Raw genomic sequence first — 19,910 nt, 5'->3', positions numbered from 1 at the left:
CCGGGATCACGCCTGAAACTTATCCCTGGATCGCCTGATAAATCACGAACAACGCCGGGAAGTCTCCTCCAGCAGTGCCGTGATACGCTTATCTGCAAACATCGTCTCCAGCGACAGACTGAGCTTACGCCGCCAGTTCGGATAAGCCTCTACCGTGCCCGGCACATTAACCGGCGAGGCCATATCCAGCCAGTCTTCGGGTTGTAAACCCAGCAGGGCGCTGGTGCAGTCCGCGAGATAATGATGGATAACCTGGTTAAGTAACAGGCTCATGCGCGGACTGTTTGCCTGAACCCGCCCTTTGGGCTTGAGGTAACCGTGGCGCGTCAGGGTCTGAAGCAACGCCGATCGGGCTGCCCGGCGCTGATGATACAGCCCGGCAAGCACCGCTTTATCAGGATACAACCCCAGTTGGCTCCCCAGTGTCAGATCGTCACTTTGCCACCAGCCACGGAGCGTTGGCATATCGTGAGTGGTGGCTACAGCCATTGCCTGACGCGGCCATGCCGCAGGCGGGCGAAAGCCCTTGTGCGAGTTTTGCTCAAAATAGAGCACCTTATACGAGTAGACGCCAGCATTGTGGAGTTTATCGACAATCGCCTCCGGCACCGTGCCTAAATCCTCACCAATCACCATGCAGCGCTGGCGCTGACTTTCCAGCGCCAGAATAGCGAGCAGATCGTCAATGGGATAGGCGACATACGCGCCTGCGGCGGCCGTTTCTCCTTGCGGAATCCACCACAGTCGCAGCAAAGCCATGACATGATCGATACGTAACGCCCCACAATCGCGCATATTCGCGCGCAGCAACGTAATCCAGGGTTCGTATGCCCGATCATACAAAGATTGCGGGTCCATTGGCGGCAGCCCCCAGTTCTGGCCAAGCGGGCCCAGAATATCCGGCGGGGCGCCTGTGCTGGCCGCTAAACAGTAAAGCCCGCGTTGGCTCCAGGTTTCCGATCCCCCTGCGGCGACGCCAACGGCCAAATCGCGATAAAGTCCTGGTGCCATCTGGTGCTGCTGGCACAGGTGCCAACAGGCGGCAAACTGACGCGCCGCCAGCCATTGCAGCCAGAGATAGAAACGAATCTCATCGCCATGTTCAATCCGAAACGCGTGTACGGCGGCCGTATCGGGTTGTTGATAGGCAGTGGGCCACGTTTGCCAGCCGTGACGCAGGGGATCTTCTTCGCGAAGCCAGGCCTGCAGGGCATCGAACAATCCCTGATGCAGCAGACTTTCACCGCCCTCAGCCACAAACGCCTCAAATGCCTCGGCCTGACTATCCTCTTTCTCACGCTGCATAAACTGCTGCCAGGCAAACCGCAGGGCATCCAGCTTCAGTGATGCCACCGTGTAATAATCGACCCAGGGCGCGTGACGCGCCTGGTGCAGCCTGTGTTGCGTTTCTGCCGACTGCCACCAGCACTGCGCAGCGGCACTCAGGTTAAAGTCCTCAACCTCAGGAACGCTGATATAGAGCACGTTGAGCCAGCGTCGGGAAGACGGGCTATAGGGGCTGGCATCATCAGGTAACGCAGGAAAAAGCGCATGCAGGGGGTTCAGCCCCACAAAAGCGCCGCCGCGCATGCCAACCGCCTTCACCATGTCCCGCAGGTCAGCAAAATCGCCGATTCCCCAGTTCTGATCCGATCGTAAAGCGTAGAGCTGGACACAGGTTCCCCAGCGTCTCTCGCCCCGTAGCAAGGCCTCCGGCTCATAGCAACGTGACGGTGTCACTATTATCTGGCACCTCGATTGCTGTGCATCCGCGTTTATCGTCAGAAGATGGTAACCTTCAGGCAGCGCCGGGAGCGTCAAAGACGCCTCAGGCTCGCAGTGCCCTGACCAGCGTTCACCCGATTCGCCCTCCAGGTGCCAGCGTGCCGGGCCAGCCAGAGAGGGCGTTAAACGGATGGGCAAACCCTGGGTAAAGACGGCGACCGGTGGGATAACGCCAGGGCCAGGGCCTGGCTGCATCGCCGCCAGCAAGCGATCGCGGGTCGATGCAGAAACCTGCCGGACCGCCCCATGCGCATCAACATATTCAGTGGCTACCCTGCCGATCCCGGCCGGATAATGAAGTGGTTTCATGCTGATCCTTAGCGTTTACGCTGCCAGATACGTTGCTGATAGTGACGAATCGACCGGTCGGCGCTGAACATGCCGCAGCGAGCGGTGTTGAGTATCGTGGCGCGCGTCCAGGCCGCTTTATCAGACCACAGTGCTTCAACGCGCTGCTGAGCGTTGAGGTAATGTCGGAAGTCGGCCAGCACCAGATAAGGATCGCCGTTTTTAGCCCCCAGACTGTGCAACAGCAGATCAAAAGCGTGCCGGTCGCCTGCGCTGAACGTACCATCCTCCAGTGACGTCAGCGCCTGGTCGAGCTGGGCGTCTTTTTCGCGCCATTTTGACGGAGCATAGCCAGCGGCCTTGAGGGCGTTAACCTGTTCTACCGTATGACCAAAAATAAAGATATTCTCATCGCCGACCTGTTCAGAAATCTCCACGTTCGCACCATCGAGCGTGCCAATGGTCAGCGCGCCGTTCAGGGCCAGCTTCATGTTGCCGGTGCCCGAGGCCTCTTTGCCCGCCAGTGAAATCTGCTCTGACAGGTCTGCGGCCGGGATAAGCCGTTCTGCCACAGAGACGTTATAGTCGGGAATAAACACCACTTTGAGGCGATCGGCCACGCGCGGATCGGTGTTGATGACGTCGGCCACCTTGTTGATGGCAAAAATGATATTTTTAGCCAACGCATAGCCCGGTGCCGCTTTCGCGCCGAAGATCACGACGCGAGGACAGCGGTTCGCCTGAGGATCGCTCACCAGGGTTTGCCATAAGGCGATGGTATGCAGCAGGCTGAGATGCTGACGTTTGTACTCGTGCAGCCGTTTGATTTGCACATCAAACAGGGCCTCGGGATTCACCTTAATCCCGGTGCGTTGCGCAATCCAGCAGGCCAAATCCGCTTTATTGCGCTGTTTAATCTCGCGGTACGCCGTGCAAAACCCCGGATTATCCACCTGTTTTTCCAGCCCCTGAAGCGCATCCAAATCGTTGAGCCAGGGCTGATTAAGCGTTTTTCCGATAAGCGCCGCCAGTCGGGGATTACACTGATGAATCCAGCGGCGCGGTGTGATGCCATTGGTGACGTTGTGGAATTTTTCCGGCCACAGGGTGACGTATTCCGGAAACAGATCGTCTTTTACCAGCCGCGAGTGCAGGGCGGCCACGCCGTTTACCGCAAAGCAGGTCACCACGCATAAATTGGCCATGCGCAGCTGCTTACCGTGCACGATGGCCAGTTTCGACCAGACGGCCTTGTTCCCAGGCCACTGCCGGTTAACCGCCTCTTTGAGCTGGGTATTGATGGCGTTAACAATCTCCATGTGCCGCGGAAGCAGGCTACGCACGATGTGGGTATCCCAACACTCCAGCGCTTCCGGCATCAGCGTATGGTTGGTGTAGGCAAAGGTGCGCTGGGTAAGGTGCCAGGCGTCCTGCCAACTGAGCTGATGGTCATCCAGCAATAGCCGCATCAGTTCAGGAATAGCCAGCGTTGGGTGCGTATCATTCAGTTGGATCACCTCATGATCCGGCAGGGTTTCAATGGCACGGCCCGCCAGACGGTGACGACGAAGAATGTCTGCCAGCGAACAGGCGCACTGAAAATACTGCTGCATCAGGCGTAGTTTTTTTCCTGCCTGATGGTTGTCGTTGGGGTAAAGCACTTTGGTCAGTTTTTCCGCATTAATACCTTGCTTTTCCGCCCGTAAAAAAGCGCCGCCGTTAAACGTTTTGAGATCGAAAGGGTGCGCATGTTTTGCCTGCCACAGCCGCAGAGGCTGCGTGAGGCCATTCTCAAAGCCCACGACCGGCAGATCCCAGGCCTCGCCCTCCAGTTGAAACGCAGGCTGCCAGTGCGTTTTACCATTCTCTGCCACAACTTTGCCGCCCAGGCCTACCTGCACCGTTAGCGCAGCATTATGTGTAAACCAGGGATAGCGGTCGCGCTGCCAGTCGTCGGGCAGTTCATCCTGTTCACCTTCGACAAAGCGCTGACGAAACAGGCCATATTGGTAGTTCAGGCCATAGCCCGTTGCGGGCTGACCCACCGTGGCCATCGCGTCCAGAAAACAGGCCGCCAGCCTGCCCAGTCCGCCATTGCCCAGCGCCGGATCGCTCTCGCTTTCCAGCACCTCGCTCAGCGAAACATCCCACTGCTTCAGGGCCGTATTAACGCCCTCGAACCACCCTAAGTTGAGCAGGTTGTTGCCGGTCAGTCGCCCGGTGAGAAACTCCATAGAGAGGTAATTCACATGGCGCAAATCGCCGGATGCCGGGCGGGCGGGCAGCGCGTTGAGCATTTCTGCCAGCGCGCCGCTCAGAGCCTGCCACCACTGATATGGCGTCATTTCTCCTGCATCATGCAGGCCAAAGCGTTGCCACTGGCGCGTCAGCGCAGCGTCAAAACGGGAACGATCAAAAGGGTGCTGTGTCATAGCCGGGTATCCTGTCGACAAAGAATGGGAATGAGGATGAGTCTGCCCTTGCGCGCGGAATCGCTCATCCTCCTGGCAAAAGTTCCGTCAGGATGAGGGCAAGGGAGGAGACGTTGAGGCAAGTCTGAAAATTTCACTTAAGTGTGATTAGACTCGCTTTTGTGAAGATTCGCTAAAGCGTCCGCTTGCTTTATCAGGAGGGATAGCTGAACGTGTGAGGAATAATTACGAAGCGTAAAAAAATGATGCGCCAGACGTTAACGGAGAAGCGTGCGTACATGTTAATCCCCTCTAAACTCAGCCGTCCTGTCCGCCATGAAGCCACGGTGAAACGGGAGCGGCTGATACGAAAACTTTCCGCTGCAGGTAACTACCGCCTGGTGCTGGTAACCAGTCCTGCAGGCTATGGCAAAACCACCCTGATATCGCAGTGGGCTGCAGACAAAGCCGATTTGGGCTGGTACTCCCTGGATGAAAGTGACAATCAGCCAGAGCGTTTTGCGGACTATTTAATTGCCGCCCTGCAGCAGGCCACGCACGGCAGCTGTAGCCGGAGCGAAGCGCTGGCAAACAAACGGCAGTACGTGAATCTGAATGCGCTGTTTACGCAGATTTTCAATGAGCTTCATGCCTGGCATCAACCGCTGTGGCTGATTATCGATGATTACCATCACATCACCAATCCTGTGATTCATGAAGCGATGCGTTTCTTTTTACGCCATCAACCTGAAAACGTTACCCTGGTGGTGCTTTCGCGTAATCTTCCCCAGTTGGGGATCGCCAACCTGCGCGTTCGCGAGCAGTTGATGGAGTTGAGCAGTCAACAACTGGCGTTTACCCATCAGGAGGCGCAGCAGTTTTTTGATGCCCGACTGCCTGCGCCGCTGGAGTCCGAAGATGCGGGGCGCCTGTGTGATGACGTTGCAGGCTGGGCTACGGCGCTGCAGCTTATCGCGCTCTCGGCCCGACAGGGGGCGGGCGCGGCCCAACACTCCGCGCGTCGCCTGTCAGGGATCAATGCCAGCCACTTAACCGATTATCTGGTTGAGGAAGTGCTGGATAACGTCAGTCTGACCACGCGCCATTTTCTGCTGAAAAGTTCGCTGCTGCGTTCACTTAACGCGCCGCTGATTACCCAGGTGACAGGCGAGGATAACGGCCAGTGCTGGCTGGAAGACATTGAGCGGCAGGGGCTGTTTCTGCAGCGGATGGATGACTCCGGCCAGTGGTTTAGCTATCACCCTTTGTTTGGCAGTTTCCTGCAACAGCGTTGCCAGTGGGAACTGGCTGCCGAACTTCCGGCGCTGCATCGGGCGGCGGCAACCAGCTGGATGGCGCAGGGCTTCCCGAGCGAGGCGATTCATCATGCGCGTGCTTCCGGTGACGCGGAGATGCTGCGTGATGTGTTAACCGAGCACGCGTGGTCGCTGTTTAATCAAAGCGAGCTGCCTTTACTGGAGTCCTCGCTGAATGCACTGCCCTGGGCGATGCGGCTCGATAATCCCAGCCTGGTATTGTTACAGGCCTGGCTGATGCAAAGCCAGCACCGCTACGCAGAGGTGAACAGCCTGCTGGCCCGATTTGAGCAGGAAAGCCAGTGCGAAATCGATGCGATATTACGCGGTGAATTTAACGCGTTACTGGCGCAGGTCGCCATTAACGATGGCAATGCCGATGAGGCGGAACGCCTGGCGATGCTGGCGCTGAATACGCTGCCTGAGAGCCGCCACTACAGCCGTATCGTGGCAACCTCGGTACATGGCGAAGTCATGCACTGTAAAGGCGAGCTGAGTAACTCGCTGGAGTTGATGCGCCAGACAGAGCAAATGGCGCGGCGGGATGAAGCCTGGCACTATGTGCTCTGGAGCCTGATCCAGCAAAGCGAAATTTTGTTTGCTCAAGGCTTTCTGCAAACGGCGTACGAGACTCAGGACCGGGCCTTCGTGCTGGTCAAAGAGCAGCATCTTTCACACTTTCCGCTGCATGAGTTTCTGTTGCGTATCCGCGCCCAGTTGCTGTGGGCCTGGGGCAGGCTGGATGAAGCCGAGCAGGCGGCACGCGAGGGCATGAAAGTGCTGCAGGGTTATCAGCCTCAGCAGCAAATACAGTGCCTGGGCTTATTGGTGCAAAGCGCAATTGCCCGGGGCAACCTGGACAACGCACGCAGCCTGTTGAACCGGCTGGAAAACCTGCTAAACAACGGCCGCTGGCACAATGACTGGCTCGCCAATGCCGATAAGGTCAGAGTGCTGTACTGGCAAATGACCGGCGATACGCAAAGCGCCAGTGAGTGGCTGCGTCAGACACCTAAACCGGCCTGCGCCAATAACCATTTTTTGCAGGGCCAGTGGCGAAACGTGGCACGGGCACAGATTTTGCTCGGGCATTACACGCAGGCAGAAGTGATTCTCGACGAGCTTAATGAAAATGCGCGCCCCTTGCAGTTGATGAGCGATCTCAACCGTAATGTACTGCTGCTGAACCAGATTTACTGGGAAACCGATCAGCGTGCCAAAGCGCAGCATGCGTTGCTGGATGCGCTCCGGCTGGCCCGCAGCACGGGGTTCATTAGCCACTTTGTGGTGCAGGGCGAATCCATGGCGCAACAGCTGCGTCAGTTATTGCAGTTGAATACCCTTGATGAGCTGGATAACCACCGGGCGCGCCGCATCCTTAACGAGATCAATAAGTATCATCGTCACAAATTTGCCCATTTTGATGAAAGCTTTGTCAGCCGTTTGCTGAATCATCCTGACGTGCCCGAGCTGATTCGTACCAGTCCGCTAACGCAGCGTGAATGGCAGGTGCTGGGGCTGATCTATTCCGGCTACAGTAACGAGCAGATTGCGGCGGAGCTGGACGTAGCCTCAACCACGATCAAAACCCATATCCGGAATCTTTATCAGAAGCTGGGGATTACGCATCGGGCTGAGGCGATGACTCAGGCGCAGTCGATGCTGAAAATGATGGGTTACGTCTGAGAAAGGCAACAGGCAGCGACGCGCTGCCTGTTCGCGCGGTTTAGTTAACCCGACGTGTATCAGGCATCAGTAACGTGGCAAATCCCAGCAGCGGAAGAAAGCCACAGGCGTTATACACGGTAGTGATACCGTACCCGTCAGCCAGTTTCCCCAGCGCCGCCGCGGCGATACCGCCAATGCCAAACATGGTGCCGAACATAATCCCGGCCACCATCCCGGTACGGCCGGGCAACACTTCCTGCGCGTACACAACCAGCGCGGCAAATGCTGATGAAAAGACCAGGCCGATACAAACGGTCAGCACCACGGTCCAGAACAAATTGGCATGCGGCATCAGCAGCGAGAACGGGATAACACCCAGAAACGAGATCCAGACAACCGCTTTGCGGCCAATGCGATCGCCAATCGGTCCGCCGGCCAGCGTGCCAACCGCGACGGCGGCCAGAAAGGTAAACAGGTAGATCTGCGCCTGCGGAATCGGGAGCTGAAAGCGCTCAACCAGGTAAAAAATGTAGTAGTTACTGATTGAGGCAATATAGGTAAATTTTGCCAGCAGCAGCACGCCAACCACGGACAACGCCACTTTGACATCCCGCGAAGAAAGCGACCGCAGCGCCTGAAGGTTGTGTTTTTTCATGTGCGCATGGCCGTGTTTCACCGTCCAGCGGCTGATGCCGGAAAGAATAATGACCGCAAACAGCGCAATGATCATCAGCCAGCCAACCGCTATCTGTCCATGCGGAATAATCAGCATCGCCGCCACTAAAGGCGCAAACGCCGTGCCAATATAACCGCCGACCTGAAACGTTGACTGTGCCGTACCAAAGCGGCCGCCCGATGCCATTCTTGCAACCCGCGAGGCTTCCGGGTGAAAGGTTGCAGAGCCAACGCCAATCAGCGCCGAAGCAACCAACACCACGGAGAAGTGCGGGGCCATCGCCAGGAGTCCGATGCCAATCAGGGTCGAAACCATGCCAGACGGCAGCAGCCAGGGTTTGGGATGTTTGTCGGTGTACAGGCCGATCCAGGGCTGCAACAGCGATGCCGTCATCTGATAGATCAGCGTGATCAAACCAATCTGCGCGTAGCTCAGCGTAAAGTTGGTTTTCAGCAAGGGATAAATCGATGGCAGCATGGCCTGGATAAAATCGTTACAGCAGTGGGAAAATGCGACCGCGCCAAGAATCGACACCAGAATCTTCTGGCTGTCGTCAACGGCGGGGGGCAGATCCGGCTGGCTTGATTTTACGTCACTGGTGTAATCAGACATGAAGATTTCCGCTTAAGGCTTTACGTTTATTGACGTATCTTACTCCACGAAAAAATGGCGGTGCTGACAAACGTGCTATTTATGGCAAATTAGTAAAATAATTGTTAATGCTCATAACATTTTACTCAGGCAAACCGACACAGGCTTATCCTTGTACACACCATAGCGCGCGGTTTGTTGATAGCCGTGACGCTGATAAAACGCTACTGCACGGGTATTAACGACGCGGGTAGAAAGGCGAATTGCCTTGTAGCCGCGCGCCCGGGCAAGCTGCTCTAGGGCTGAGAGCAGCGCCGCGCCGGTTCCCGCGTGCTGTCGGGTTGAAAACATGCGTTTCAGTTCGGCGGTTTCAGCGGAAACATGCACGAGTGCGCCGCAGCCAACCGCGTTACCCACTTCATCGGTGGCAAGTATCCACAGCGCCCCGTCTGATGGCGTAAAGTGATGGGTTCCGTTGTCGCCGGTTATTGCCAACAGCTCGGCTGACAGGCGGGCCGTCAGCGTCTGTAGCGCGGGTGCGCTGCCGGGGACGATATCGGTATGTATCATGGAGTCTGGCCCCAACGGCTGCGCAGGTAATTTACGGCATCCTGCGTTTGCGGCTGATTCAGGAAATCTTCACGAAACAAGATGGTGCCATCGATGTGCGGGAGGGAATCGTTAAGATCCAGCTGTCTTTTCAGTTCCGGCACGCCACCGTTAATCGTCCATTCAGGCTCATTTTTCGCCGGCACGCCAACTTTATATAAGGCGATACCGATATACAGGCGAGTTTTGGTCGGCTTGACGACGTTAGCCCACCAGTTTGCCAGCACGTCATAGCGGGCAGCGCTGCGCGAGAAGGGCCAGTAGATTTGCGGCGCAATATAGTCCAGTAACCCTTCCTGCACCCAACGGCGCGTATCCGCGTAAGATTCATCGTAAGCGGCCGCGCCGCGCGTGTCTGAGCCTGCCGCATCATGTGAGCGGTTGCGCCAGACGCCCGCAGGGCTGACGCCAAATTCTACATTCGGCTTGAGCTGCTTGATGGTGTGTGAAACCTGCTCGATTAACAACTGTGTATTATGTCTGCGCCAGTCTGCTTTGGACGCAAAGCCCTGACCGTATTTGATAAAGGTCTGGCTGTCGTTCAGGGCAGAGCCGGGAGACTCGGCATAGAAGTAATCGTCAAACTGCACACCATCGATGTCATAACGCTTGACCACCTCAGCCACAATACTGGTTATCCAGTCACGGGCATCAGGAATGCCCGGATCGAGCACATAGCGATCCCCCGCGGTACGAATCCAGTCACGATGGAGCACAAATACGCTGGCAGGATGTTGCGACAGCGTGCGGTTTAGCTCGGCTACTGTTGAAGGTTTGGTATTCACCGATACACGGTAGGGATTGAACCAGGCATGTACCCGCATACCGCGCCGGTGCGCTTCATCGAGCATGAACTGCAGCGGGTCAAAGCCCGGATTCTGCCCAATTTTCCCGGTCATCATGTCTGACCAGGGCAGGATTTTAGAGTCCCAGAGCGCGGTTCCGTCAGGTTTAACCTGGAAGAACACAGTGTTGATTCCCAGACTTTTCAGTTTATCCAGCTTATCCGTCAACGCTTTTTTCTGCACCCGGATGCGCACGTCGTCGCTGCTGATATTCACCGAGGCGAGCGGCGGCCAGTCGAGGCGTGAAACGGTGGTGAGCCAGACGCCGCGCATGGGTGCGTTGTGCGGCACCGGTTGAGAAGGCTGCGCAGGTTTGCTCGCGGGCGGAAAAGGCGTAACCAGTGACTTAGGCGGCGTCGAGGCACAGCTGACCAGCAGTAAAGCCGAGGCTAACAGGCCGGGTTTTACCGCCGCGTTAAGGCGGAAAAGATCGCGAAGGCTGATGATAATAAACTCCGTGTAGCGCAGTCCTTGATGCAGGCTATTCTGATCCTATTTGCCGCAAAGTCAATCAGCCCTGGCAGCATCAGGTCACGCAGTTTGCCTTACCCGGCGTCTGAACTTTTTATGCTGAGGCGTAACCTGAGCAAAGGAGCGATAAATGAAAACATTTAAAGGCAATAAACAGTCATTGCCGGTTCGCTATTGCAAACAGTGCCAGAAACCGATGACATGGCGCAAAAAGTGGGAAAAGTGCTGGGAAGAGGTGCAATATTGCTCCGAGCGCTGCCGTCGGCAGCGGCGAGCCACAAATACCGATGCCTGAAAGCCGGTAAAATCCTGTGGTTTTGCCTGCGATAACCCGCCATGTAACATTTAGCAAAAGTTATCCTGGCTTTTACATCACTGTTCCCACGCACCAACGCAATTACTGTACCAGGCTTAAAGAAAAGCCAATAACAGTGATTGTGGAGCAATATGAAAGAGCAAGAGAGCACATCAGGCATTCATACCTATGACGGTGCGGCGGGCGGCTGGGGCGCGTTAAAAGCAGTGGCCGGTGCCATTCGCGGACAGATGGCGGTAACCCAGGATGTCATTGCGCTGTTCAAGGTCAACCAACCTGAAGGGTTTGACTGTCCGGGCTGCGCCTGGCCCGATCCCAAGCATACTTCATCGTTTGAGTTCTGTGAAAACGGCGCAAAAGCGGTTTCCTGGGAAGCAACCAGCAAACGCACCACACCTGAATTTTTTGCGGCGCATACCGTTACCGAGCTATGGGGGCGCAATGCCCATGAGCTTGAGGGAGAGGGCAGACTGACGCATCCGATGAAGTATGATCCCGCCAGCGATACCTACCAGCCCATTGCATGGGAAACGGCCTTTAACGAAATTGGCGAGCGACTGCGGAGTTATCAGGATCCCGACAGCGTGGAGTTTTACACCTCCGGCCGCGCCTCTAACGAAGCGGCGTTTCTCTGGCAGCTGTTTGCCCGCGAGTTTGGGACCAACAATTTCCCCGACTGCTCAAACATGTGCCATGAGCCAACCAGTGTAGGCTTACCCGAATCCATTGGCATCGGCAAAGGCACGGTGGAGCTGGATGATTTTGACCACTGTGATCTGGTGATTTGTATCGGTCACAATCCTGGAACCAACCATCCCCGCATGCTGGCAACCCTGCAGGAGGTGTCAAAACGCGGTGCCAAAATCGTCGCCATCAACCCACTGCGCGAGCGCGGTCTTGAACGTTTTACCGCGCCACAGAGTCCGGTTCAGATGATAACCCTCAGCTCAACGGAACTCGCCTCAACCTATTATAAAATTCGGGTAGGCGGCGATGCCGCGATGCTGAAAGGCGTGATGAAATGTTTGTTGGCGATGGATGATGAAGCTAAAGCGAACGGCAACCCTGGCATCTTCGATGAGACCTTTATTGAACAACATACGCAAGGCATTGACGCGTTAAAAGCCGATTTGGCTGCGACAGACTGGGATCATATCCTGAAAGTGTCCGGTATGACGCGCGAGCAAATCCAGCATATTGCTCACCTTTATGCCAATGCTGAACGCACAATCATTTGCTACGGCATGGGGATTACCCAGCACCAGTATGGAACGCAAAATGTTCAGCAGATTGCCAATCTGCTACTGTTGCGCGGCAATATGGGCAAGAAGGGCGCAGGAATCTGCCCTTTGCGCGGTCACTCTAACGTGCAGGGCGATCGTACCGTTGGCATCACTGAGATTCCCTCCGAAAGCCTGTTGAACAGTCTTGAAAAGGTTTTTGGCTTCAAGCCACCGGCCAAACATGGTCACAGTGCGGTACAGGCCGTTCAGGCGATACGGGATGGCAAAATCAACGCGTTGCTCTGCCTCGGCGGTAACCTGGCCGAAGCGATGTCCGATCCTCAGGTGACGTTTCCTGCCATGCGCAAGCTGGACATGGTCGTGCATATGGCCACCAAGCTGAACCGGTCACATTTGCTTCTGGCAAAACACAGCTATCTGTTCCCGGTGTTAGGCCGCACAGAGATCGATCGGCAGCAATCCGGCGCGCAGAGCGTCACGGTTGAAGACTCCATGTCGATGGTGCACGCATCACGCGGTACCCTTGATCCTGCCTCACCGCATCTGAAATCCGAACCCGCGCTGGTTGCCGGCCTGGCGAAAGCCACGCTGCCGGGCACGGTAGTGGACTGGGACAGCATGATCGCCGATTACAGCCTCATTCGCGATGCCATCGAGAAAGTGGTGCCGGGCTTTGAAAACTTTAATGAGCGCCTCCAGCAGCCTGGCGGGTTTCGTTTACCCAACGGCGCCTCCGAGCGAGTCTGGCACACGTCGTCGGGCAAAGCGCAGTTCCTGGTCATGGAAGGCATCAATGAAGATCCGCGCTCGCTGAAGTGCCACGACCTGGTGTTGACGACATTGCGCAGCCACGACCAATATAACACCACGCTGTACGGCCTTGACGACCGCTATCGCGGAATCAAAGGACGCCGTGATGTGTTGTTTATCAGTGAAAATGAGGCGGAAAAAAACGGTGTCCGCATGGGCGATCGGGTGAATGTGATTGCGCTGGATCCTGACGGAAACCCAACGCATCGTCGTATTGATAATCTCACCATTGCCGTACATGACATGGCTGAAGGTTCGGTCGCAGCTTATTATCCCGAGGCCAACGTACTCATACCGCTGGACAGCTTCGACACGAAAAGCGGGATTCCTTCCTATAAAAGCACCCCGGTAATGATGGAACTGGCCCAGACAGAGGCGCCAGCGGAAAGCGCAACGCGCCGCTAACGGTTTTCTGCTGGTCTAAACCAAACCTTAACGAACGGCCATCTGAGTGGAAATCTCTACTCAGATGGCTATAATCGCCGGGAATTTTACTCATGAGGCAATCAACCTTGGACACAAGTCCCGAACGATTACACCTGGCTTCTGCAGTAAGATAGTCTTCTGGCTGTCTTAACTGCGCGTTAAGATGGCGGCTCAATCTTCCCTCCATAACGTGATGTGCTCTGTGCATCAGCGCCCGCTGTAATCCATTTTATTCATCTTTATTTTTCCGTACTGCGCATACGTGCGTGGCGGAGAGAGGTTTATCATGGACTGGAAAATCTTTTTACTGCGCGTGTCGGCTGCGCTGATTCTTGGCGCGCTGATTGGCAGCGAACGCCAACTGCGCCAACGTATGACCGGCTTGCGTACGAATGCGCTGGTGAGCACCGGCGCCTGCTTGTTTGTTCTAATGACCCAATGTGTGCCGGGCATTGCCAGCGACGCGACGCGCGTTGCCGCCTATGTGGTTTCTGGTATTGGTTTTCTCGGCGGCGGGGTGATTATGCGCGACGGATTAAACGTTCGTGGCCTGAACACTGCCGCCACCTTGTGGTGTACCGCGGCCGTTGGGGTGCTGTGCAGCATGGGATTATTGCTTGAAGCCGCGATTGGCTGCATGGTGATTCTGTGCGCCAATATCCTGCTGCGCGAGCTGGCGCTGGGCATTAATCGTCAGTCCATCGTCTCCGCCGACGAAGCGGTGCAACATTATAAAGTGCAAATTGTCTGTCTGGCTCAGGATGAAGTTCAGGTACGCAGCCTGATGCTGCACAGCCTGGGCAACAGCGGCTTGCGCCTGCAGTCGCTCCATAGCGAAGATATGGATCCGCCACATCGTATGGAAGTGAATGCTGAAGTGATGGGACAGCCCAGCATGACCGGACAGCTGGAAAGTCTGGTGAGTCGCATCAGCCTGGAGAAAGGCGTCAGTTCCGTGCGCTGGCAGGTGTGCGGGTTGGATCCGAGTGAAAACGGATAGGGCAAAAAACGGGCGTCGCTACGTGAATTCTGAGGAACGGGCAGGGGAAGTATGGGTCAGAATTGGCGTAGCGTTGTTATCCTGCTTTTAAAATACTTAGCTAAAAACATCCAAAATTTAATTTTTATGTAAAATAAAATGCTGAGGAAAACACCTTTAAGTATATCTTATTTTGGCATGAGATATCTGAACATAAAATAAAGAGTTAACACCCTCGGGGGGTGTTAATCTCGCTAATGTTTTTCTTTCTTAATACATTAAAGAGATGTGTTTGTGTTACTAGATGTATATTTTTATATTTTAATGTTGGATGTTGTGTCAATAAATTTCCGTCATTGGGGTGTAATTGCGCAATTCAATTCAGGAGGCTAATGGATTTCCGTATTTAAACAGAGTGTAAACAAAGGGTAGGAAAAAAATTATCTAATAAGAAATTCATTATGATTTTATTTATTTTGAACATGCTCAAATTAACCATGTTTTAGTTTAACATTTACCAGTCAAGTTTTTGAGCGTTTTAAATTTACGACTCATGAGCGGTTTATATTTTTAATAAATTATAGGTTTGATGTTAAAAAAAGGAAGTTTTTCCGCCACGGCTTCATCATTATAAAGGATACGGAATGTCGCACTTTATACATTCATTCATTTTCTGTTCTACATTCGCATTGAGTACTCTGGCTACCAAAGCCTATTCCTCTGATCATATCAGCGCCTCAGCGTGGAGAGAGACAAAGGAAACTGCCTATCCAACGCTCTGTGATAAACATCAGATTGAATTATTCTCATGCCCTGATAAATCACGGCACACTATTGCATTGTGCATGACTAGAAAAGATGAATTGATAAGCTTTGTCTACCGGCAGCATCGAATAAAGAAAAGCATTCAGCTGAACAGCATCCAACGGGCTATGGATAGCCCGTCAAATGGACCATCTACCATATTGCAAGCTGAAACAGGAAAAGGCTTATTTCGATTTTATCTTGATGAAAATTCTTCAGATTCAGATGAAAATTATCCAGGAGTGGTGACTCTGAACGGAAAGGTCGCTTTCGCATGCATCCACGACCAGAGAACATATCGAACCCCTACATATATTATTAAATCGAAACAAGGTGAAGATGATCTGGTAAATCTCTGGCATATTAAATTCAATGCTTTTTTTGAAAAAGAACAAAAAGATAATCCAGAATTACATGAAGATAAAATGTATGATCTATGGGGATCATGGCCGGAGTAATCATTTAATTTGTAAGCGAGTGCATTTTAAATTAAGAGTGAATTAAGGATTACTTAAACCGATTATGCCGTTAAGTCAATGATGAGGAAAAAATGGGGTTTTGTAAGGAAAAAAAAGAAAGTAATTATAAATTCAGAAAAAAAGTAAAGCCAACTATGTTTACATTGGTTTTACTCCTGTCACTTCCTGGTGCTTATATATATGTTGACTTCACAAAATACAGCGCTCTTGGCCATTTAAACTCAACAATAGAATTCATTATTATTATTTTATATGTACTGATTTTCTTTTTTAGCTTAATAAAAAGGAAGTGGCATTATTTATTTGTTCTTGTGTTGTCAGTTACCATGGTCGTTATTTATCCTTATTCAGGTTTGAAAGATTTAATTATTCATAAAGGATTTTATACACTTAGAGGTCAGTTTTATAAAAACTTATCACACTGTGCTCTGGAACATTATGGTAAAAATCAGGAGCAAACACTCGCCTATTGTTTTAGAACATATCCTGAAATAGAGGGGGGGGAATTATGATGTTTTTTATGATACTGGTGGAGAATTGATGTTACCGGAAGATAGTCGTTCTTGCTCGTGGTATAAAGCCTGGTACTCAATTGCCAGAGAAAAGAATGACAGCATACTCTACGGTGTTGCTAAAGAAATAAGTATGCCTTCAATACTCTTTAAAACATCTGATGTTGGTCATTCTTTTTACGCTGTTGAATATGATTTGTTTGATAAAAATTTCAATTATTACCCCAGCTATCACTGCGCCATAAAATAAAAAATTAACAGCAATCTTAAGGAAAAATAATGGAAAAACTAGGTGCCACATCAATTTTTACAGTGTCAGGCTTCGATGCTAACAATGTAGGACATCCAGTTGTAGACGCACATTTCATAGTTGATATGACCTGCTCCCCGTTGATTAATACACCGTGATGTTAGTAATGTCTTCATAAGCCACATGAGGACATCCCCATGAAGAAGCGATTTTCCGACGAACAGATCATCAGTATTCTCCGCGAGGCAGAAGACGGGGTTTCGGCCCGGGAACTCTGTCGCAAGCATGCCATTTCAGATGCCACCTTTTACTCCTGGCGCAAGAAGTTCGGCGGCATGGAAGTTCCCGAAGTGAAGCGGCTCAAGTCGCTTGAAGAGGAGAACGCCCGCCTCAAGAAGCTCCTTGCCGAAGCCATGCTGGATAAGGAGGCACTTCAGGTGGCTCTGGGGCGAAAGTACTGACGACAGACCAGAAGCGGGAAGCCGTGGAGGTCATGTGTGAGGCAATGGGTCTGTCGCAACGCCGTGCCTGCAGTCTGGCTGGTCTGTCACTTTCAACCTGCCGTTATTCGGCCCAGCGTCCTGCTGCTGACGCGCAACTGTCTCTACGGATCACAGAGCTGGCACTTGAACGCCGGCGATTTGGTTACCGGCGGATCTGGCAGTTATTGCGCCGGGAGGGCCTTCACGTCAACCATAAGCGGGTTTACCGCATCTATCACCTTAACGGTCTGTGTGTAAAACGCAGGTGCCGCCGTAAGGGTCTGGCGACTGAACGGCTTCCGCTTCTCCGCCCGGATGCGCCGAACATGACATGGTCAATGGATTTTGTCATGGATGCACTTGCCAGCGGCCGCCGGATTAAGTGCCTGACCTGTGTGGATGATTTCACGAAAGAGTGTCTGACGATCACAGCCGCTTTCGGGATTTCAGGTGTTCAGGTCACGCGGATTCTGGACAGCATTGCGCTGTTTCGTGGATATCCTGCGACAATAAGAACCGATCATGGTCCGGAATTTACCTGCCGCGCGCTGGATCAATGGGCCTTTGAACATAGTGTTGAGCTGCGCTTAATCCAGCCAGGCAAGCCAACTCAAAACGGATTTATTGAGAGTTTTAACGGTCGCTTTCGGGATGAATGCCTGAATGAGCACTGGTTCAGCGATGTTCTTCATGCCCGGAAAATCATTAATGACTGGCGGCAGGACTATAACGAGTCCAGACCTCATTCATCGCTGAATTATCAGACGCCATCTGAATTTGCAGCAGGCTGGCGAAACGGGAAACATGAAGAAAAACCCACCGACATTACTAACTGAAGGTTGTATCTAATACTGGGGGCTGGTCAGAGGCTGCAATTCAATTTTTGAAAAAAAGTTTTGATAATTACAGTCAGGGACGACCACCCACTACTACATCAGTCCACGGAGACCTGGATAGCAATAAACATCATCACGAAGCTTTTCAGATACTGATACTGAGACATCTGGAGACTGGAATGATCATGCGTGACTATTACGCACTTTGTAGTCTGGCCACGCATCTTGACTGACAACGAGGCCAGGATGTCTTTTCACTCTGGTTAAGCTAAGTTAAATTACCAGATTAACTGGCGCCTGTTGGTTCTGCAAAAATATCCTCTTAACCGTCTGATGAGGGATAAGTCACCGTCTCTTATTCTTTGCGAGGCTAAACATTACTGCAACTGTCCGGGCGACAGCATTACAAAACCGAAAATAACTGTTGCGTAAAAGCCTTTCCGTGGCGGCAGTGTCAGTGATTCGCGCAGATCATTGCCCGAGAAGGTCCCTTGCCCGAGCTGCATCCATGCTGAACCGCACGCCGAGCTGGCGTGTCACGTCCAGCGCAAACACCCGCGTATACCATTCGGTCGACTTCGCGTCCTTGTGGCCCATCAGGGTCTGAATGACCTTCTGGGGTACCTGGTGCTGAACCAGGTGCATCGCAAACGAATCCCGGAACGTTTTGGGCGTGACCGGCCGGATGGAGAACGTGACGCCGTCACGCTTTGCGGCTTCAACTGCCTGACTTATCCAGCTGCGGGCGGTGTCTTCGCTCCGGATATCCCAGAGCCGTGCGCCCGGGGCGGGCTGTGCGATCGCAAACCATTCCCTGAGCCGCTGGACGAAGGCCGGATCGGTGAGCGGCACGGCGCGCGGCGGGTTATCGCGTATCTCTGCCTGCGCCTCCTGCTCAGCCTGCTGTTCTTCTTTTGTCGGGCGCCCGCGGCGACGGGACCGGCTGCCGGCAGATTCCTCCAGCCTGCGCTGCTTGAGCGTGCGCAGCACCACAAACGGCGAGACGAGCGGAGCCGCGCTCAGCGGATCGTCCAGCACAAAATCCCCCTTGGTCAGCGGCAGTATTTCATTGAGCCGGCCGCCGGTGTTCCACAGCGTATCGATAAACAGGCGTTTGCGGAGATCGGTCACCTTTGACAGCAGCACGGCCACCTCGGGGGCGAGCAGGTAGCGTGGCATGTCGGTGCCGTAGGCGGCGGCCAGGTTTCGCAGCGCGACCGCACTTTCATAGTCAAAATAGCGTGCAGCGCCGGAAGTGTTCACATTGTGACCACTGGCGTCGCTGTGTGAAATCTGCGTCATTTCGCGGGGCAAAGTACCCAAACTTTTAATCTCCGTTATCAGCCGGTGTGGAACGTATTTTCGCGCATCTGTAAAGGGTTTTCGATGAGAATAAATCGATCCGCAACGGATCCTTTCTGGATCGGTTTCCCGGCTTTTCTCCCGTATATGGAGAATAACCTGGTCAGACGGAAATAAAAAGCAGGCTCCCGGCGCAGTTTCACGCACTCTCAGTGATGCTAACCCTCTGGTGATAATGAAGAAAATGAAAAAGCCGGGCAGGGCGAAGGCGTCCAGGTACTCTGGTATGAATACCTGGTCAGGAACGGAGTTGTGGAATAATGTCAGTATTATAGTGGTCATCAAAACGGTCGTGTTCGTTCCGCATCAATACGCCAAGTGAGCTGCTCCCTATGACCTGATAGCTGGAAAGTATATTGAGGAGCATCAGCTGTGTGAAAGGTGACAGTTCATTACACTTAAAGGATGAAGGACTGGGTCCGAGCGAGAATGAACAGGATAAAAAACAGACGTAGTTTCATTAATTCTGGCAAAAAAGCAGGAGAGTTATGCGTCAGATTTTGCACAGCATAGTGGTTATCATCTTAATGACATAGCCTGACCACTGAATAAATTTTCACATCGTTCATGTCAGACACTACAGTCATTGCCTAAATTAATACCCCATAAGAAATGATAGTTGTGTCAGATTAATCACATGTCATTTACAGATCACTTCATTTTTAGCCTGTTTATTTTTCTTTAAGGTTTATAAGAAACTTAATTTAAAAATTAAATTAGAATTTTCATCTGCCACTACTTAAAAAATCA

The 19,910-nt window shown here is 53.0% G+C and carries 14 protein-coding genes; 8 read left to right on the top strand and 6 right to left on the bottom strand.

Features of this window, described 5'->3' with window-relative positions; all coding sequences use genetic code 11:
• Positions 1 to 42: 42 nt before the first annotated feature.
• Together malQ and malP are read right to left on the bottom strand one after the other, a co-directional pair.
• Complete coding sequence (malQ, locus tag AAIE03_RS08025) at positions 43 to 2,094, bottom strand: 4-alpha-glucanotransferase (protein ID WP_498562931.1); 2,052 nt, start codon at positions 2,092 to 2,094, stop codon at positions 43 to 45.
• An 8-nt stretch (positions 2,095 to 2,102) separates the two neighbouring features.
• Positions 2,103 to 4,505, bottom strand: a complete 2,403-nt coding sequence (malP, locus tag AAIE03_RS08020) for a maltodextrin phosphorylase (protein WP_498562930.1) — start codon at positions 4,503 to 4,505, stop codon at positions 2,103 to 2,105.
• A 278-nt stretch (positions 4,506 to 4,783) separates the two neighbouring features.
• Here malP and malT point away from each other — a divergent pair, with 278 nt between their 5' ends.
• A complete protein-coding gene (malT, locus tag AAIE03_RS08015; protein WP_498562929.1) occupies positions 4,784 to 7,486 on the top strand; it encodes an HTH-type transcriptional regulator MalT in 2,703 nt (900 codons plus the stop codon).
• Between the two features lie 40 nt (positions 7,487 to 7,526).
• On the opposite strand, the gene AAIE03_RS08010 is transcribed toward malT, so the two are convergent.
• The 3 genes from AAIE03_RS08010 to AAIE03_RS08000 form a co-directional block, all read right to left on the bottom strand.
• On the bottom strand, positions 7,527 to 8,756 hold the full coding sequence (locus AAIE03_RS08010; RefSeq protein WP_105077004.1) for an MFS transporter: 1,230 nt from the start codon (positions 8,754 to 8,756) through the stop codon (positions 7,527 to 7,529).
• A 111-nt stretch (positions 8,757 to 8,867) separates the two neighbouring features.
• On the bottom strand, positions 8,868 to 9,305 hold the full coding sequence (locus AAIE03_RS08005) for a GNAT family N-acetyltransferase (protein ID WP_498562928.1): 438 nt from the start codon (positions 9,303 to 9,305) through the stop codon (positions 8,868 to 8,870).
• A complete protein-coding gene (locus AAIE03_RS08000; protein WP_498563166.1) occupies positions 9,302 to 10,636 on the bottom strand; it encodes a glycoside hydrolase family 10-like protein in 1,335 nt (444 codons plus the stop codon). Before AAIE03_RS08000 ends, AAIE03_RS08005 begins: the two co-directional genes overlap by 4 nt.
• 154 nt (positions 10,637 to 10,790) lie before the next feature.
• Here AAIE03_RS08000 and AAIE03_RS07995 point away from each other — a divergent pair, with 154 nt between their 5' ends.
• The 7 genes from AAIE03_RS07995 (at position 10,791) to AAIE03_RS07965 (ending at position 17,798) form a co-directional block, all read left to right on the top strand.
• The gene (locus AAIE03_RS07995) at positions 10,791 to 10,955 is read left to right on the top strand and encodes a DUF2256 domain-containing protein (RefSeq protein ID WP_105078647.1); all 165 of its coding nucleotides are present in this window, start codon (positions 10,791 to 10,793) and stop codon (positions 10,953 to 10,955) included.
• A 152-nt stretch (positions 10,956 to 11,107) separates the two neighbouring features.
• The gene (locus tag AAIE03_RS07990) at positions 11,108 to 13,435 is read left to right on the top strand and encodes an FdhF/YdeP family oxidoreductase (RefSeq protein WP_210483897.1); all 2,328 of its coding nucleotides are present in this window, start codon (positions 11,108 to 11,110) and stop codon (positions 13,433 to 13,435) included.
• A gap of 307 nt (positions 13,436 to 13,742) precedes the next feature.
• Positions 13,743 to 14,456 carry an MgtC/SapB family protein gene (locus tag AAIE03_RS07985; protein ID WP_014605821.1) on the top strand — a complete coding sequence of 238 codons (714 nt, stop codon included), beginning with the start codon at positions 13,743 to 13,745 and terminating at the stop codon, positions 14,454 to 14,456.
• 623 nt (positions 14,457 to 15,079) lie between these two features.
• Entirely contained in the window at positions 15,080 to 15,697 is a 618-nt protein-coding gene (locus AAIE03_RS07980; RefSeq protein ID WP_014593729.1) for a hypothetical protein, read from the top strand.
• A gap of 92 nt (positions 15,698 to 15,789) precedes the next feature.
• On the top strand, positions 15,790 to 16,230 hold the full coding sequence (locus tag AAIE03_RS07975) for a hypothetical protein (RefSeq protein WP_498562927.1): 441 nt from the start codon (positions 15,790 to 15,792) through the stop codon (positions 16,228 to 16,230).
• A gap of 28 nt (positions 16,231 to 16,258) precedes the next feature.
• Positions 16,259 to 16,480, top strand: a complete 222-nt coding sequence (locus AAIE03_RS07970; protein WP_146109217.1) for a hypothetical protein — start codon at positions 16,259 to 16,261, stop codon at positions 16,478 to 16,480.
• 197 nt (positions 16,481 to 16,677) lie between these two features.
• Positions 16,678 to 17,798 (top strand): IS3 family transposase gene (locus AAIE03_RS07965; RefSeq protein ID WP_085980269.1). Its coding sequence is split into 2 segments (ribosomal slippage): positions 16,678 to 16,936 and positions 16,936 to 17,798, totalling 1,122 coding nucleotides; the frame shifts between segments, so codons are not numbered across the junction.
• 471 nt (positions 17,799 to 18,269) lie between these two features.
• On the opposite strand, the gene AAIE03_RS07960 is transcribed toward AAIE03_RS07965, so the two are convergent.
• Entirely contained in the window at positions 18,270 to 19,442 is a 1,173-nt protein-coding gene (locus AAIE03_RS07960) for a tyrosine-type recombinase/integrase (protein WP_312845365.1), read from the bottom strand.
• Positions 19,443 to 19,910: the final 468 nt, after the last annotated feature.

It is taken from the genome of Pantoea sp. Ae19-2 (assembly GCF_059801205.1).
The sequence above is the reverse complement of the archived record's forward strand: the minus strand, read 5'-3'. Positions and strand labels throughout refer to the sequence as shown.